The organism is Arthrobacter sp. RAF14 (assembly GCF_052114185.1).
GTDB lineage: Bacteria > Actinomycetota > Actinomycetes > Actinomycetales > Micrococcaceae > Arthrobacter_E.
Map to the genome: position 1 here is coordinate 122,775 of NZ_JBFREG010000006.1, position 15,573 is coordinate 138,347.

At 69.0% G+C, this 15,573-nt stretch carries 12 protein-coding genes; 10 read left to right on the forward strand and 2 right to left on the reverse strand.

Features of this window, described 5'->3' with window-relative positions:
- The first annotated feature begins 66 nt into the window (after positions 1-66).
- A complete protein-coding gene (gene kynU / locus AB4Y75_RS13525; RefSeq protein ID WP_441436392.1) occupies positions 67-1,344 on the forward strand; it encodes a kynureninase in 1,278 nt (425 codons plus the stop codon).
- Here the strand turns inward: kynU and AB4Y75_RS13530 are convergent.
- Together AB4Y75_RS13530 and AB4Y75_RS13535 are read right to left on the reverse strand one after the other, a co-directional pair.
- The gene (locus tag AB4Y75_RS13530; RefSeq protein WP_441436393.1) at positions 1,341-2,564 is read right to left on the reverse strand and encodes a hypothetical protein; all 1,224 of its coding nucleotides are present in this window, start codon (positions 2,562-2,564) and stop codon (positions 1,341-1,343) included. The two genes, kynU and AB4Y75_RS13530, sit on opposite strands and share 4 nt — an antisense overlap.
- Positions 2,565-2,864: 300 nt before the next feature.
- On the reverse strand, positions 2,865-3,902 hold the full coding sequence (locus AB4Y75_RS13535; RefSeq protein WP_441436394.1) for a LacI family DNA-binding transcriptional regulator: 1,038 nt from the start codon (positions 3,900-3,902) through the stop codon (positions 2,865-2,867).
- Positions 3,903-4,041: 139 nt separating this feature from the next.
- Here AB4Y75_RS13535 and AB4Y75_RS13540 point away from each other — a divergent pair, with 139 nt between their 5' ends.
- The 9 genes from AB4Y75_RS13540 to AB4Y75_RS13580 all read left to right on the forward strand — a co-directional run bounded on the left by AB4Y75_RS13540 (position 4,042) and on the right by AB4Y75_RS13580 (position 15,572).
- Positions 4,042-5,325 (forward strand): ABC transporter substrate-binding protein, encoded by a 1,284-nt coding sequence (locus AB4Y75_RS13540; RefSeq protein ID WP_441436395.1) that lies wholly within the window; start codon positions 4,042-4,044, stop codon positions 5,323-5,325.
- Between the two features lie 68 nt (positions 5,326-5,393).
- The gene (locus AB4Y75_RS13545) at positions 5,394-6,332 is read left to right on the forward strand and encodes a carbohydrate ABC transporter permease (protein ID WP_441436396.1); all 939 of its coding nucleotides are present in this window, start codon (positions 5,394-5,396) and stop codon (positions 6,330-6,332) included.
- Positions 6,329-7,246: a carbohydrate ABC transporter permease gene (locus AB4Y75_RS13550; RefSeq protein WP_441436397.1), complete on the forward strand. Its 918-nt coding sequence runs from the start codon at positions 6,329-6,331 to the stop codon at positions 7,244-7,246. Before AB4Y75_RS13545 ends, AB4Y75_RS13550 begins: the two co-directional genes overlap by 4 nt.
- A 35-nt stretch (positions 7,247-7,281) precedes the next feature.
- Positions 7,282-8,607, forward strand: coding sequence for a glycoside hydrolase 5 family protein (locus AB4Y75_RS13555; RefSeq protein WP_441436398.1), 1,326 nt, complete (start codon positions 7,282-7,284; stop codon positions 8,605-8,607).
- A 92-nt stretch (positions 8,608-8,699) separates the two neighbouring features.
- On the forward strand, positions 8,700-11,768 hold the full coding sequence (locus AB4Y75_RS13560; protein WP_441436399.1) for an alpha-mannosidase: 3,069 nt from the start codon (positions 8,700-8,702) through the stop codon (positions 11,766-11,768).
- Between the two features lie 251 nt (positions 11,769-12,019).
- Positions 12,020-12,733, forward strand: a complete 714-nt coding sequence (locus AB4Y75_RS13565) for a DUF969 domain-containing protein (protein WP_441436400.1) — start codon at positions 12,020-12,022, stop codon at positions 12,731-12,733.
- The gene (locus AB4Y75_RS13570) at positions 12,730-13,698 is read left to right on the forward strand and encodes a DUF979 domain-containing protein (RefSeq protein WP_441436401.1); all 969 of its coding nucleotides are present in this window, start codon (positions 12,730-12,732) and stop codon (positions 13,696-13,698) included. The genes AB4Y75_RS13565 and AB4Y75_RS13570 overlap by 4 nt, the downstream gene beginning before the upstream one ends.
- Positions 13,699-13,710: 12 nt before the next feature.
- Positions 13,711-14,820 (forward strand): DUF2891 family protein, encoded by a 1,110-nt coding sequence (locus tag AB4Y75_RS13575; protein ID WP_441436402.1) that lies wholly within the window; start codon positions 13,711-13,713, stop codon positions 14,818-14,820.
- Positions 14,817-15,572 (forward strand): LamB/YcsF family protein, encoded by a 756-nt coding sequence (locus tag AB4Y75_RS13580; RefSeq protein WP_441436403.1) that lies wholly within the window; start codon positions 14,817-14,819, stop codon positions 15,570-15,572. The genes AB4Y75_RS13575 and AB4Y75_RS13580 overlap by 4 nt, the downstream gene beginning before the upstream one ends.
- Position 15,573: the final 1 nt, after the last annotated feature.

A 15,573-nucleotide genomic window follows, 5' to 3' on the forward strand; every position in this document is an offset into this window, starting at 1 on the left:
GAGACTTGTTGCGATCATCATGAATCCGTGGCCCATCGCAGGGGTGGTTCGCGCACCAGGATTGGAGTGGCAGTGGGGCGTGAGTGGACCGGCGACATCACCCGGGACGACTGTGAACAGGCGGATCGCGAGGACCAGATGGCGTCCTTCCGTGACGAGTTCGACCTGCCGGACGGGCTGATCTATCTCGACGGCAACTCCTTGGGGGTCCTGCCCCGCGGCGCTGCCGAACGCTGTTCCGCCGTGCTGAAAGACGAGTGGGGCACCGATCTGATCGGCAGTTGGAACAAGAACCACTGGTTCGGGCTGCCCGCCCGGATCGGGGAGAAGATCGGCCGTCTGATCGGTGCCGGAGACGGCGGCTGCGTCGCCACCGACACCACCTCGGTGAACCTCTACAAGGTGCTCGGAGCGGCGCTCAGGCTGCAAGCGGAGGATGCCCCCGGGCGACGCGTCATCGTGTCCGAGCGGGAGAACTTCCCTACGGACCTTTACATCGCCTCGGGCCTCATCGACGTTCTGGACAAGGGCTACGAACTGCGGCTGATCGACGGGCCGGAAGACCTGGACGATGCGCTGGGAGCGGAGGTCGCCGTCGTGCTCCTCACGCAGGTCAACTACCGGAGCGGCGCACTGTGGGACATGCGGGCGACGACGGCGCGCATCCACGAGGAGGGTGCGCTCGCCGTCTGGGATCTGTGCCATTCCGTGGGCGCGGTCCCGCTCTCGGTGTCGGACTCAGGCGCCGACTTCGCTGTGGGGTGCACGTACAAGTACCTGAACGGCGGGCCTGGCTCTCCTGCGTTCCTGTGGGTCGCTGGGCGGCACCTGGCCCGGGCGCAGTCGCCGTTGACCGGCTGGTGGGGGCATGCGGAGCCGTTCAGGATGGCCCCGGCGTATGCGCCGGCATCCGGCATCGACCGGTTCCTGGTGGGCACCCAGCCGATCCTGTCCCTGGCGACCATGGAAGTGGGCGTGGACCTCGCACTCCGTGTCGACCAGGAGGAACTGCGCCACAAGTCGCTGGCGCTCACGTCGCTCTTCATCGACTTGGTCGAACAGAGGCTTCCCGGGCATCCGCTGACCCTCATCACTCCACGGGACGAGGAGCGACGCGGAAGCCACGTCTCGTTCCGGCACCCCGAAGGCCACGCCGTCATGAAGGCCCTGATCGCCCTGGGAGTGGTGGGAGACTATCGCGAGCCCGAGGTGCTGCGATTCGGGATCACCCCGCTGTACCTGCGCCACGTGGACATCTGGGATGCTGTGGAGGCGTTGCGGCGGGTCCTGGATGACGAACTGTGGAGGACTCCGGAGTTTCAGCTGAGGGATGCGGTGACCTAGCCGTACACCGTGAGGTTCGGGAACTCGCTGTCGTCCGGCTCGGAGGGCAGGTGATGGCCGAGGCGATTGCGCAGCCCCGGAGCCTTCGCCTCGAGGACCACCCGCGCCCACACCAGCGCGACGCCGAGGGCCGCCCACAGGACGACCAGGACGGGCGCTCCGCCCAGCTCGCCGCCTCCCAGCACCCACCCGCCGGCGAGGACCGCGCCGACGGTCCAGAGGCGCAATGCGGCGTCGCCGGCGTCGAGCAGTGTGGCGGTGGCGGTGCGGGCGATCCGCCGCTGCCGCGGATCCTGTTCGTCCGGCGTCGCGCGCAGGATCGCCACGCAGGCGCGGAACAGCTCCACACCGCCGGTGACAGCGCTCAGCACCAGACCCACTGCGACGATCAGCCCGCCCGCCAGTGCGATCCCGCCGATGACCCGCTCGACGGGCTCCGCGTAGCTCACCTTGTCCGCGTACAGGCCGGGCTGGTGCAGGTACACGCCCGCGAACACGAGCACAGCCCCGATCACCGTCAGCGAGCCACCCGCCTGCCGCAGCCAGTCGTGCACGGTCCAGGCCCGGCGTGCCCGGCGCCGTTCGGCGCTGGTCGTGATCCGGACCGCCGGTCCACGATCCCCCCGCACAGCCTTCGGCAGGGCAGGTGCCGTCTCCTCGGTCCAGCGCCGGTTCCGGGCGGCGAGCAGGAAGCACACGGCAATGCAGAGCACGACGACGGCGAGCAGCACCCCGGTCGCGACCGCCCACCCGGCGAAGGCGGCGCGGTGGTCGGTGTCGTCCAGGCGTCCGGCCTCTTCGGCTGCGAGGACGATGCACGGAATCAGGCCCAGCGCGGCCACCGACCCCAGGCCGACCGCGCTCCACAGAGCCGGCGAATACGGCTCCGTGACCTGACCCCGAACCACCAGAGCGCCCTGGAAGCCGAGATCCCGGGAGCTCAGCCCGGCGTAGAAGCGGGCCTTGGCCAGGCGCGCCGGGACGAGCGCGACCCCGTACAGCAGGACGAGTGCCGCGATCCCGATCGAGCTCACCGCGAGGACGCCCAGTGCCCGGGAATCCATCCCCGAACCACGGACGGTCAGGCTCGCCAGCAGCATCACGAGGAGCAGGAGCCCCAGCGACACCGCACACCCGGCGATCCCCGCCCGCAGCACGGCGAGCACCGCGTCCGCCGCGACGAGGGACCGCGTCGGCAGCGCCTCCTGGTGCCTGGGCATCGTGTCTCCTGGTTCGTGAGTTGAGTGAGGTGGCCTGTACCCGCCCGCAGGACGCGGCACACCTTCAAACTACCGTGATGCCTTTCCAGCCTGTCGCGCTTCTCCGGACCTGACGGGGTTCGCGGGGCTGGTTCGGCCCGCCGAGTCCGCTATCGGAGGTGTGAGTCCGCTACATCGTGTAGCGGACTCACACCTCCGATAGCGGACTCAGCAGGGTGTGAACGCGGGTGAGTCCGGGGCCACTCCGCTCCGCCCCGCCGGGGTCGGCGCCGTCTATGGGCCGGACCTCCCAGCCCGCCCCTACGACGACGCCGGCGCCGGGCCCGAACTCTCGCGGATGCTCAGGGTCGGCTGGGCTCCCTCGATGCTGGGCACCGCGGTCTCGGCGGCGATGTGCTCCAGCAGCGTTCTGACGGCGAGGGTTCCGAAGGCCACGGTGTCGCGGGTAAGCGACGTGATCGGGGGGTTGCCGAGCTGCACCAGGAGCGAATCCTCGAAGGAGACGATCGACAGCTCCTCCGGCACCCGGAAACCGAGGCCCTGGGCGGCGCGGAGGCTCGCCATCGCCATGACGTCCGTGTCGTACATGACCGCGGTGGGCCGCGCCGGACGGGCCAGGAGCTCCCGGGTGACCCGGGCGGCGTCGTCGGCCTCATAGCCGCTGATCACGCTCAGGGAGGCGTCCAGTCCCAGCGTGGCGGCGCTCGCGGAGAACTCCTGCCGCCGGAGCTGGGTGTGCTCCAGCTCCTCCGGGCCGGCCACATAGGCGATGCGGCGGTGGCCCAGCCCATGCAGATAGCGGACCAGGGTGTCGGTGGCGGCGCGGTCGTCGGCCCAGACCGCGGGGATCGCCGCCGTCTGGGAGGGGTGGCCCGCCACCTGCACGGCGGGCAGGCCGAGGTGTTCCAGGACCTCCAGCCGGGGGTCGTCCACGCGCGGATCCACCATGATCACGCCGTCCACGATCCGGGACTGCCACCACTCCCGGTACGCCTCCAGCTCCTCCTCGACGCTGCCCACCACCATCATGTGGAGGGCGGTGTGGCTGCCGGTGAGGCCGAGCTGCATCCCGGACAGCAATTGCGGGAAGAACGTCTCCGTTCCCAGAATCCGGGCCGAGCGGTTCAGCACGAAGCCGATGGCGCCGGCCTGGGACTGGCCGAGCGCGCGGGCGGCCCGGTTGGGTTTCCAGTTCAGCTCGTCCGCGATGGCCTGGACGCGCATGCGGGTCTCCTCGCTGACGCCGGGCCGCCCGTTGAGGGCGAAGGAGACGGCGCCTTTCGAGACGCCCGCACGCGCGGCGATTTCGCTGATCGTGGCGCGCTTCGGGTGGTTCATAGCAAGGATCATACGCCGTCGAGGGGTCTTGACTATATCGGTTTAGTTTGGAAGTCTGGCTTCACTTCAGTGACGGGGAGACGTGCGACACAGTGGTCGCGCCAGGAACCCCCCAGCCTTGCCACAAAGGAGTCGCACGATGAACCAGAAAAAGACCAAGAAGAAGCTGCTCGCGGGAGCCGCCCTCCTGCTCTCGGCCGCGCTCGGCATGACGGCCTGCTCGGGCGGAAGCCAGGGAGCCGATCAGCAGAGTGACGCCATCGAAGGGGAGATCACCCTTCAGACCTGGTCCCTGACCCCCAAGTTCAGCGACTACCTGAACAAGGTGATCGCGGACTTCGAGAAGGCCAACCCCAAGGCCAAGGTCAAGCTCCTGGACCAGCCCGGTGACGGTTACTCGGAGAAGGTCCTCAGTCAGGCCGCCTCCAACTCCCTCCCGGACGTCGTCAACCTCCCGAACGACTTCGCCTACCCGCTGGCCCAGCAGGGCGTGCTGGAAGACCTGTCCCAGGGCGACGACCTCTCCAAGAGCTACGTCCAGGGAGCGCTGGACGCCTACAAGTTCCCCGGCGTCGACGGCACTTTCGCCTACCCCTGGTATCTCCAGACCGATGTGAACTACTGGAACACGGACCAGCTCTCCCAGTGCGGGCTGGACCCCGCCAAGCTGCCCTCCAGCCGTGACGAGCTGTTCACGCAGGCCAAGACCATGCACGACAAGTGCCCGGACAAGTTCCTCATCAGCACCCTGCCCGGCCTCAACGCCCTGACGGCCACCGGCCAGAAGGTCATCAACGACGAGGGCACCGAGTTCACCTTCGCCACGGACGACGCCGCCAAGGTGATCGACAAGTACCGTGACGCGTACAAGTCCGGCTACATGCCGCCGTCGATCCTCAACAACAACTACCAGGGCAACGCCAAGCTGTTCACCCAGCAGAAGGTCGCCTGGACCACCGCCGGCTCCTCGGGCGCCCTGGACTTCGTCCGGGACAACCCCAGCCTGAAGGGCAAGTTCACCGAGAACAAGGCGCTGGACACCCCGCCGCTCTACCCGCAGGGCCTGTCCGTCTCCGCCAAGAGCAAGCACCTGGCCACCGCCAAGGCGTTCGCCAAGTTCATGACCAACGCGGAGAACCAGAACTCCTTCGCCAAGCTCACCAACACCTTCCCGTCCTCCACCGGCTCCTCCGAGGACCCGTTCTACTCCAAGGACGACGGCACCGAGGCCGGCAAGGCCCGCGTGCTGGCGTTCAACAGCCTGAAGGAGGGCAAGGTCCTGAACCCGGTGCAGTGGAACTCCGCCATGGACGACTACTTCAAGCAGCAGGTGGCCCTCGCCGTCAAGGGCGACATCACCGGCAAGGAAGCCCTGCAGAAGGCCCAGGACAAGGCCAACCAGCTGCTCAAGCAGCAGAAGTGAGCCGTTCCTGAGCGGGTGGGCCGCCGGTCCCGGCGGCCCACCCGGTTCGTAGTCGAAAGGAGACGCCCATGGCGTCGACCACCATCCCGCGCCCGGTGAAGAACCCGGCGAAACCCCCGGTGGCCACCCGGGTCCGCACCAACAAGTGGTTCACGCCGTGGATCCTCGTGGCCCCGGCGCTGCTCTGGCTCCTGGTCTTCAACGTCTGGCCCTCGCTGAACACCATCCGCATGGCCTTCACCAACGCCAAGCCGCTGGGTGGCAAGGAACGCTACGTCGGCGTCCAGAACTTCCAGCAGATCCTCGAAGACGACCAGGTGATGAACGCGCTCCTGAACAGCGTGGTCTACATGGTCATCTGCGTGCCCCTGCTCACCCTGCTCCCGCTTCTGCTGGCGATCCTGGTGGAGAAGCCGCTCAAGGGCATCGCCTTCTTCCGGACCGCGTTCTACACCCCTGTCATCGCCTCCGCCGTGGTGGTGGGCCTCATGTGGAGCTGGCTGCTGGATTCCCGCGGCGCCGTCAACAACCTGGCGCAGGCGCTCCATGTGGTCACCGAGCCGATCCCGTTCCTCACCGACCGCTGGCTCGTCATCATCTCCGCCATCAGCCTGACCGTCTGGAAAGGGCTGGGCTACTACATGATCGTGTACCTGGCAGCCCTCGGGAACGTGGGCAAGGAACTGCACGAGGCCGCCGCGATCGACGGCGCGGGCGCGGTCCGCCGCTTCTGGAGCGTCACCGTCCCGGGCGTCCGCGGAGCCATGGGCCTGGTCGCCGTGCTGGTGGCCATCAGCGCCCTCCGGGTGTTCTCCGAAGTCTTCATCCTCACGGGCGGCAAGGGCGGCCCCGGCGGTGAGGACCTCACCATGGTCATGCTCATCCAGCAGTACGCCCGCGGATTCACCGGCAACCTCGGCTACGCCTCGGCCCTGAGCATCCTGCTCTTCCTGCTGACGCTGATCCCCATGCTGGTCCTGGCCCGTCTGAACAAGGGGGACAAATGAGTGCCACTGAACTGCGGCCCTCCGCACCGGACGACGCGCTGAAGGGCCCGACGCAGGCCTCCCGCCGCCGTCGTTCCCGCACCTTCGGCGCACCCTCCGCCGCCGAGAAGTTCTGGCGCTACGCGGCGCTGATCTTCGTCCTGTTCGTCACGGTGGGACCCTTCCTCTGGCAGCTGTCCACGTCGCTGCGCAGCAGCACGGAGGACATCTACACCGAGAACCTCAGCCTCCTCCCGCAGCAGCCCACGCTCAGCAACTACGTCCGGGTGTTCCAGGCGATCGACGTCTGGCGGTACATCGGCAACTCGCTGTTCGTGGCCGCGGTGGCCGTGGTGGGCAACGTGGTCTTCTCCACGGCGGCCGGATACGCCCTGGCCCGGCTGTCCTTCCGCTTCAAGAAGTGGGTCCTGGGCCTCTTCATGATCACCCTCATCCTCCCGGCCGAGGCCACGATCATCTCCCAGTACGTCACCGTCCGGGACCTGGGCCTGGCGGACACCCTGCTCGGTGTGGCGCTGCCCGGCATGGTCAGCGTCCTGAACGTGCTGCTCATGTTCAACGCCTTCCGCCAGCTCCCCTCGGAGATCGAGGAGGCCGCCGTGGTGGACGGCGCCAACGCCTGGCAGCGGCTCATCCGGGTGGCCCTGCCGTCCGTCTACGGCACCATCGCCGTGGTGGCCATCTTCTCCTTCATCGGCGCCTGGGATGATTTCCTCTGGCCGCTGATCGTCCTCACCACCCCGGAGAACTTCACCCTCACCATCGGCCTGCAGTACCTCTCCGGCACCTTCACCAACGACATGCGGCTCATCGCGGCCGGCACCATGATCGCGTTCATCCCCATCGCCGTGGTCTTCGGCGTCCTGCAGAGATTCTTCTTCAAGGGCGTGGAAGAAGGCGGCGTCAAGGGCTGAAACTGATCATCACCAACCAACAGGAGGACTTTTCCGTGCGATTCGGGGTCAACTACACACCGGCATCAGGGTGGTTCCACTCCTGGCAGCACCTCCGCGAGGAGGATGTGCGCCGGGACCTGGGCCAGATCGCCTCGCTGGGTGTGGACCACATCCGCATCTTCCCGCTCTGGCCCGTGGTCCAGCCCAATAGGAGCCTCATCAGCCAGACGGCCCTGGATGACGTCATGACGGTGGTGGATGTCGCCGCGGAATTCGGGCTGGACGTGAACCTGGACGTCCTCCAGGGGCACCTGTCCAGCTACGACTTCCTCCCGGCCTGGATCTCCACCTGGCACCGGAGGAACCTGTTCACGGACCCCGACGTGGTGCAGGCCGAGGCTGATCTGGCGGCTGAGTTCGCCCGCAGGCTGGAGGGCCGGCCGAACATCATGGGCATCACCCTGGGCAACGAGCTCAACCAGTTCGCCCCGCCCCTCCACCCGGACGCCCACCCGGTCACCCCGGAGCAGGCGTCCGCCTGGCTGGAGGCCCTCGTGGCGGGCGCCCGCTCGCAGGGGGATCCGTTCGTCACCAACGCCATGTACGACGCGTCCTGGTATGACGACCGGCAGCCTTTCGAACCCCGTCACGCCGTGGAGTTCGGCGACGCCACCGTGGTGCACTCCTGGGTGTTCAACGGGGCGGCCCAGACGTTCGGGCCCCTGCATGACGGCTCCGTCCGCCACGCCGAGTACCTGCTCCAGCTCGCCGCCGCGTGGCACGAGGACGCCGCACGCCCCGTCTGGCTCCAGGAGGTGGGCGCCCCCACCACGGTGATCCCGCGCGAGTCCGCCCCGGACTTCCTGGAAGCCACCATCCGGAACGCGGCCTCCGTGCCCGGCCTGATGGGCGTGACCTGGTGGTGCTCGCACGACGTCTCGCGGGCGCTCGCCGACTTCCCCGAGGTCGAGTACGACCTGGGGCTCTTCACCCACGACGGCGTGCTGAAGCCCACCGGGGAGCGTTTCGCCGCGCTCGTGGCGGAGTTCCGGGGGGCCGGGGCGGGCGCCCAAGCGGGCTCTGCGGGCTCCGGGGGCCGCGCCTCCGGTGAGTCTTCCGCCGGGACGGGCGGCGCGCCGTCGTCGTCCTCCACCGTCGCCGTGGTCCTGGACGACACGGCCGAAGGTTACCGCGCCACCTGCGCGCCCGGAGGGGCCTTCCACCGGGCCTGGCTGGACGCCGCGGCGGCCGGGGGACAGGGCCCGCAGGTGCTGCTGGCCTCCCGCGGACGGGACGCCGCACGCCTCGCCGAGCGGGGCATCACCACCGTCCTGGACAGCGGCGCGTCCGCTGCCGGGGCAATTACCGCAAATCGCTAGCGAAACTCCGGAAAGCGCTGCTAGTCTCGCCCTTTGCGAGCCGTTGACCTTCCAAGCCACCTGACACCAGACGTGAGGACACGAGCACATCCATGCATGACGACATCAACCTGACCACCGGACGCGTCAAGCGGGTCCTGGCCGAACGCCTGTATCCCGCCGTCTACGAGGAAAGTGTGGCGCTGGACGTCGCCTGGCATGAACTGCCGGGCGAGCCGATCGCCCCTGCCGAAGGTCTGGCCCTGGACTACTCGCCGTACCAGGTGGGGACGCCCTGGGGAGCGGCCTGGGGCACGACGTGGTTCCGCCTGACGGGCCGGATCCCCGAAGGCTGGGCCGGTCGCCGTGTGGAGATGGTGGTGGACCTCGGCTTCGATGTGAACATGACCGGCTTCCAGTGCGAAGGTCTCGTCTACACCCCCGAGGGCGAGCCGCTGAAGTCCCTCAACCCGCGGAACCAGTGGGTCCTGGTGGCCGATGAGGCCGAGGGCGGGGAAGCGGTCGAGCTGTTCATCGAAGCCGCGTCCAACCCGGTGCTCCTGGACTACCACCCCTTCCTCCCCACGCAGGAAGGCGACATCCGCACCTCCTCGCCGAAGAAGCTCTACACCACGCGCCGCATGGACCTCGCCGTGTTCAACCGCGAAGTCCACGAACTGTGCCTGGACCTGGAAGTGCTCTTCGAGCTTCAGGCCGAGCTGCCGGAGTCCTCGCCGCGACGCATGCGCATCCTCCAGGGCCTGGACGACGCCCTGGACCGCGTCGACCTCCAGCGGATCGCCGAGACCGCCGAGGAGGCCCGCGAGGTCCTGGCGCCGCTGCTCGAGCGTCCCGCCGAGGCCAGTGCCCACCAGGTGTCCGCCATCGGTCACGCCCACATCGACTCCGCCTGGCTCTGGCCGCTCCGCGAGACCATCCGCAAGGTGGCCCGCACCAGTTCCTCCATGACCGAGCTGATCGGCCAGGACGCGGACTTCCTCTACGGCATGTCCAGCGCCCAGCAGTACAAATGGCTCAAGGTCCACCGGCCCGAGGTGTACGCCAAGGTCAAGGCCGCGGTCGCGGAGGGACGCTTCGTGCCGCTGGGTGGCATGTGGGTGGAGTCGGACACGGTCATGCCCAGCGGCGAGGCCCTGTCCCGGCAGTTCCTGTACGGGCAGTCGTTCTTCCGGGACGAGTTCGGCGAGGCCTGCAAGGGCGTGTGGCTGCCGGACAGCTTCGGGTACTCGCCGGCCCTGCCGCAGCTCATGCGCCGTGCGGGCTTCGAGTGGTTCTTCACGCAGAAGATCTCCTGGAACCAGGTCAACAAGTTCCCGCACCACACCTTCAACTGGGAAGGCATCGACGGCTCCCGGGTCTTCAGCCACTTCCCGCCCATGGACACCTACAACGCGCAGCTCTCCGGCGAGGAGATGGCCCGCGCCAGCCGCCAGTTCCGTGAGGCCCGTGTGGCGTCCGGCTCGATCGCCCCGGTCGGCTGGGGCGACGGCGGAGGCGGCACCACCCGCGAGATGACGGGCAAGGCGCGCCGTCTGGCGGACCTGGAAGGCAGTGCCACGGTGCGCTGGGAGAACCCGGACGACTACTTCGCCCGGGCGCGGGCCGAGATGCCGAAGCCCCCGGTCTGGGTGGGCGAGCTGTACCTGGAACTCCACCGGGCCACCCTCACCAGCCAGCACAAGACCAAGCAGGGCAACCGCCGCGTGGAGCACCTCCTGGTGGAGGCCGAATTGTGGAGCGCCACGGCCGCGGCCCGCACGGGTTACGAGTACCCCTACGACGAACTGAACGCGCTGTGGGAGGACCTCCTGCTGCACCAGTTCCACGACATCCTCCCCGGCACCTCGATCGCCTGGGTGCACCGTGAGGCCGTCGAGACGTACCGCCGCCTCACGGAGACAGCCGAGGTTCTGATCGGCCGCGCGCTGGATGCTCTGGCCGGCGACGGCGATGTGCGGCTCACGTTCAACGCGGCGCCGTTCGGGCGCTCCGGCGTGCCCGCGCTGGGTGCCGCCGAGGCCGCCCCGCGTGGCACCGAGCCGGTCACGGTGACCGAGGAGGCGCGCGGCGTCGTGCTCCGCAATGGACTGGTGGAGGTCGTCATCAGCCGGGAGGGCCACATCGTCTCCGCGGTGGACCTGGCCAGCGGGCGCGACGCGATCCCCGCGGGCGCCGAGGCCAACGTGCTTCAGCTGCACCAGGACTTCCCGAACATGTGGGACGCCTGGGACGTGGACCGCTACTACCGCAACCGCGTGACGGAGCTGCGCTCGCTGTCCTCCTTCGCCGTGGAGGGCGACGACGCCGAGGCGCGCGTGGTGCTCGAGCGTGAGTTCTCCGGCTCCAAGGTCCGGCAGGTGCTGCGCCTGGCCGCTGATTCCCGCACGCTGCGGATCGATCAGGAGACCGATTGGCACGAGGCCGAGAAGTTCCTCAAGGTCTCCTTCCCGCTGGACGTCCGGGCCGAGCACACGGCCGCGGAGACGCAGTTCGGCTTCAACAAGCGCGTCACGCACACCAACACCAGCTGGGAGGCGGCGAAGTTCGAGACCTCCATGCACCGCTTCGTGCTGGCCGAGGAGCCCGGTTTCGGCGCGGCCCTGGTGACGGAGTCCAGCTACGGCTTCGACATGACCCGTGACGCCGATTCCGACGCCGGCGTCACCACCACCCTGCGGCTCTCCCTGCTGCGGGCCCCGCGCTTCCCGGATCCGGAGACCGATCAGGGCGTGCACCAGCACTCCTACGGGCTGGTGATCGGGGCCGACGCCCTGGTGGCGACCCGCGAGGGCATCCACCTGAACAGTCCTGTCCGTTCGCGGAGCGGCGCCGCCCCGGTCGAGTCCCTGGTGCGCGTGGACGGCGACGGCGTGCTCGTCTCCTCGGTGAAGCTCGCCCACGACCGCTCCGGCGACCTCGTGGTCCGCGTCTACGAGCCGCAGGGCCGCCGCGCGAATGCCGTGCTCCACGTCGACCCGGCGTTCGGCGCCGGCCGCGAGGTCAGCCTGATCGAGGACGAGCTGCCGGACGCCCCCGCCCTGGAGAGCGTGGGAGGTTCCGCCGGTTCCGCTGGTTCCGCTGAGGGCGCGACGTCGGGCGACGGCGTCGCGCTGTCCCTGACGCCGTTCTCGGTGCGGACGTTCCGCTTCAGCCGGGTGTAGGTGGACTAGTCGGATTCCTGGCCCGGTCGTCATTCGTGAAACCGTGGGTTTCCGTCGAAACAGTGCATTAAACACACGGTTTCGACGGAAACTCGCGGTTTCGGCGTTTCCGAGGCCCGCCCCGCCCCGGATTGTTCAACAAAGCCTTGCCGGATTGTTGAACAAAGTTCTATGATGTGAGTCACGTGGTCCCGTGACGGGCGCCACGGACAGCTCTCCCGGACCCCTCGGTCCCCGTGGAATGGACTCGCATGCTCGTACTCATCGGGGTACTGCTGGTGATCATCGGATTCGCCGTTCGCCTCAACCCCCTCATCGTCGTCACCGTCGCCGGGATCGTCACCGCACTCCTGGGCGGCATGAACCCGCTTCAGATCCTGGAGGCCTTCGGTTCCGGCTTCGCCAGCAGCCGCTCCGTGACCGTCTTCGCGGCCGTGCTCCCGGTCATCGGCATCATCGAATACTTCGGGCTCCAGGAGCAGGCCAAGAACCTGATCTCCAAGCTCGCCCGGCTCACCGCCGGACGTGTGCTCCTGGCCTACCTCGCCATCCGCCAGATCACCGCCGCCGTGGGCCTGACCAGCATCGGCGGCCACGCCCAGGCCGTCCGCCCCCTGGTCTACCCCATGGCCGAAGGCGCCGCCATGCGCCGCTACGGCAACGTCCCGGAGCAGCTCAAGGAACGCATCAAGGGCCACTCCGCAGCCGCGGACAACGTGGGCGTCTTCTTCGGGGAGGACGTCTTCGTGGCCGTCGGCTCCATCCTGCTGATCACCACCTTCGTCGACACCACGTACCACCTGCAGCTCGAACCGCTGGAGCTCGCCCTCTGGGCCATCCCCACCGCGATCGCCGCGTTCCTCATCCACGGCTTCCGGCTCCTCCGCCTGGACCGCAAGCTCGACCGCGAATACGCCCGCATCACCGGCGAGTCCGCCACCGTTCACGCAGGGAGCGCCGCATGATCAACGTCGAAGCCGTCTACTGGTTCATCGGGGCCCTCTTCATCGCCTGGGCCTCCCTCATCGCGCGGGACACCGGCCACCGGCACCGCATCGGCAGTTCCCTCTTCTGGGGCAGCCTGGGTCTCTGCTTCTTCTACGGCACCTGGGTCCAGGCCGGCAAGGCGCCCGCCTGGATCCTGGGCGTGGCCGTGCTGGTGCTCGTCGGACTGGCCTCCAGCGGTCAGCTCTCGGACGGGAAGGCGAAGTCCTCCACCCCGGCCGAGCGTGTCGCCTACGCCGCCCGCTTCGGGAACAAGCTGTTCATCCCGGCACTCCTGCTTCCCGTGGTCACGGTGGCCCTCGTGCTCGCGGCGCCGGTCCTCGTCATCGGGGGCACCCCGATCCTGGATCCCAAGAACACCACCCTGGTGGCACTGACCATCGGCGCGATCGTGGCCGCGGCGGCCGCCGTCGTGATCCTCAAGCCCCGCAACAAGCTGGCGCCGCTGCTGGAGAGCCGCCGCATCCTCGAGTCGATCGGCTGGGCGGCACTGCTGCCCCAGATGCTCTCGACCCTGGGGATCCTGTTCACCAAGGCGGGCGTCGGGACGGCGGTGGGGACCCTCACGGCGTCCATCCTGCCCGAGGGATCCCTGCTGGCCGCCGTCGCGGTCTACTGCGTGGGGATGTTCCTCTTCACCGTGCTCATGGGCAACGGCTTCGCGGCCTTCCCCATCATGACGGCGGCCATCGGCTGGCCCGTCCTGATCCAGCAGTTCCACGGCAACCCGGCGATCGTCTTCGCGATCGGCATGCTCGCGGGCTTCTGCGGCACGCTCTGCACCCCCATGGCCGCGAACTTCAACCTGGTCCCGGCCGCGCTCCTGGAGATGAAGAACCGCTACGGTGTCATCACGGCGCAGATCGGCACCGCTCTGCCGTTGCTGGTGGTCAACATCGGCCTCATGTACTTCCTCGCGTTCTAGAAAGGCACGCTCATGACCGACACCCTGTTCCCGGGCGCCGCCCAGCACTGCGCCGAGGTGGTCCTGGACAATCTGGGCCGCCCGTACCCGTACGCTTCGCACCACGTGGAGCGCTCCGAGGAGGATCTGCACACCCCCGCCGAGCTCCACCCGGCGTTCCACACCTCCTTCGACTGGCACTCCTGCGTGCACATGCACTGGCTGGGGGCGAGCGTGCTCGACGCCGTCGGGCGGGGCGAGGCGGAGCTCGACGCCGGCACGGCCGACGCCCTCCGCGCCGCCCTGGGCGTGAACCTCACCGCCGCGAAGCTCGCCGTCGAGGCGGACTACCTGCGGGCCAACCCGTCCTGGGAACGGCCCTACGGCTGGGCGTGGCTGATGCGCCTGGCCGCGACCTGCCACGTGTCGGCGGATCCCGGGATCGCCGCGTGGGGGCGGAACCTGGAGGGCTGCGTGGATGTGGTCGCAGAGCTGGTGCAGGCCTGGACCGCCACCGTGGAGTACCCGGTGCGGCACGGCCTGCACACCAACGCCGCGTTCGGACTGGCCTACCTCCTGACTGCGTTCCGCGAGCTCGGCCGCGATGACGCCGCGGAGGCCTGCGAACGGGCCGCCGTCCGCTGGTTCGGCGAGGACCGCGCCTGGGCCACCGAGTGGGAGCTGAGCGGCCAGGACTTCCTTTCGGCCGGCCTGAGCGAGGCCGACCTCATGCAGCGCGTGCTCCCCGCCGGGGAATTCGCCGCCTGGCTCAGTGGGTTCCTGCCCGGGCTGACCGCGGAGTCGCGGATGCTCGCCACCGTGGGGGTGGCCGACGAGAGCGACGGCTACATGGTCCACCTGCACGGCTTGAACCTCACGCGTGCGGGTCAGCTGGCCCGGGTGGCCGCGGTGTTGGATTCCCGGCGCGACGCGGACGCCGCGACCGGCACTCCGGCGCCCACGGCTGAGCCGGGCGGCACTCAGGCGGAGCTTCGCGCCGTCCTGGAGGCCGCCGTCGAGCCGTTGTTCGAGGCCGGGATGCGTGGACTGCAGAGCGGCGACTTCATGTCGACGCACTGGCTGGCGAGCTTCGCCTGGGACGCTGTGGACTCCGTCGGACGCCTGCGGAGCGTGACCGCGTGAGCGTGATCGACCTCAACAGCGATGTGGGCGAATCCTTCGGGAACTGGACCTTCGGGGACGATGCCGCCATCCTGGCCAACGTCTCCAGCGCCAACGTCGCGTGCGGCTTCCACGCCGGGGACCCGGTGGGCATCCGCGCCACCGTGTGCGCGGCCGTCCAGACGGGCACCACGGTCGGAGCCCACCCCGGCTACCGGGATCTGGCCGGATTCGGGCGCCGCTTCATCGACATGGACCCGGGAGAACTCCGGGACGACGTGATCTACCAGATCGGCGCGCTCCAGGCCCTGGCCCGCGCGGAGGACACAGCCGTCCGATACGTGAAACCGCACGGCGCGCTCTACAACACGATCGTGCACCACGAGACGCAGGCACGGGCCGTGGTGGACGCGGTCCTGGCCGTGGACCCGGCGCTCCCGCTTCTGGTGCTGCCCGGCTCCGCGGTGGAACGGATCGCCACTGAGGCGGGCCTGCGCACCGTCGCCGAAGCATTCGCGGACCGGGCCTACCAGCCGGACGGCACCCTGGTCCCGCGCAGCAGCCCGGGGGCGGTCCTGCATGACATCGACCAGATCCTGGACCACGTCTTCCGCCTGGTGGACGGCACGGTCCGGGCTGTGGACGGCACCGTACTGCCCGTGACCGCCGGGAGCATCTGCGTGCACGGCGACACCCCCGGCGCCGTCGCCATGGCCGCGCGGATCCACGCGGAACTGACGGCCCGTGGTGTCGTCGTCCAGAGCTTCGCCTGAG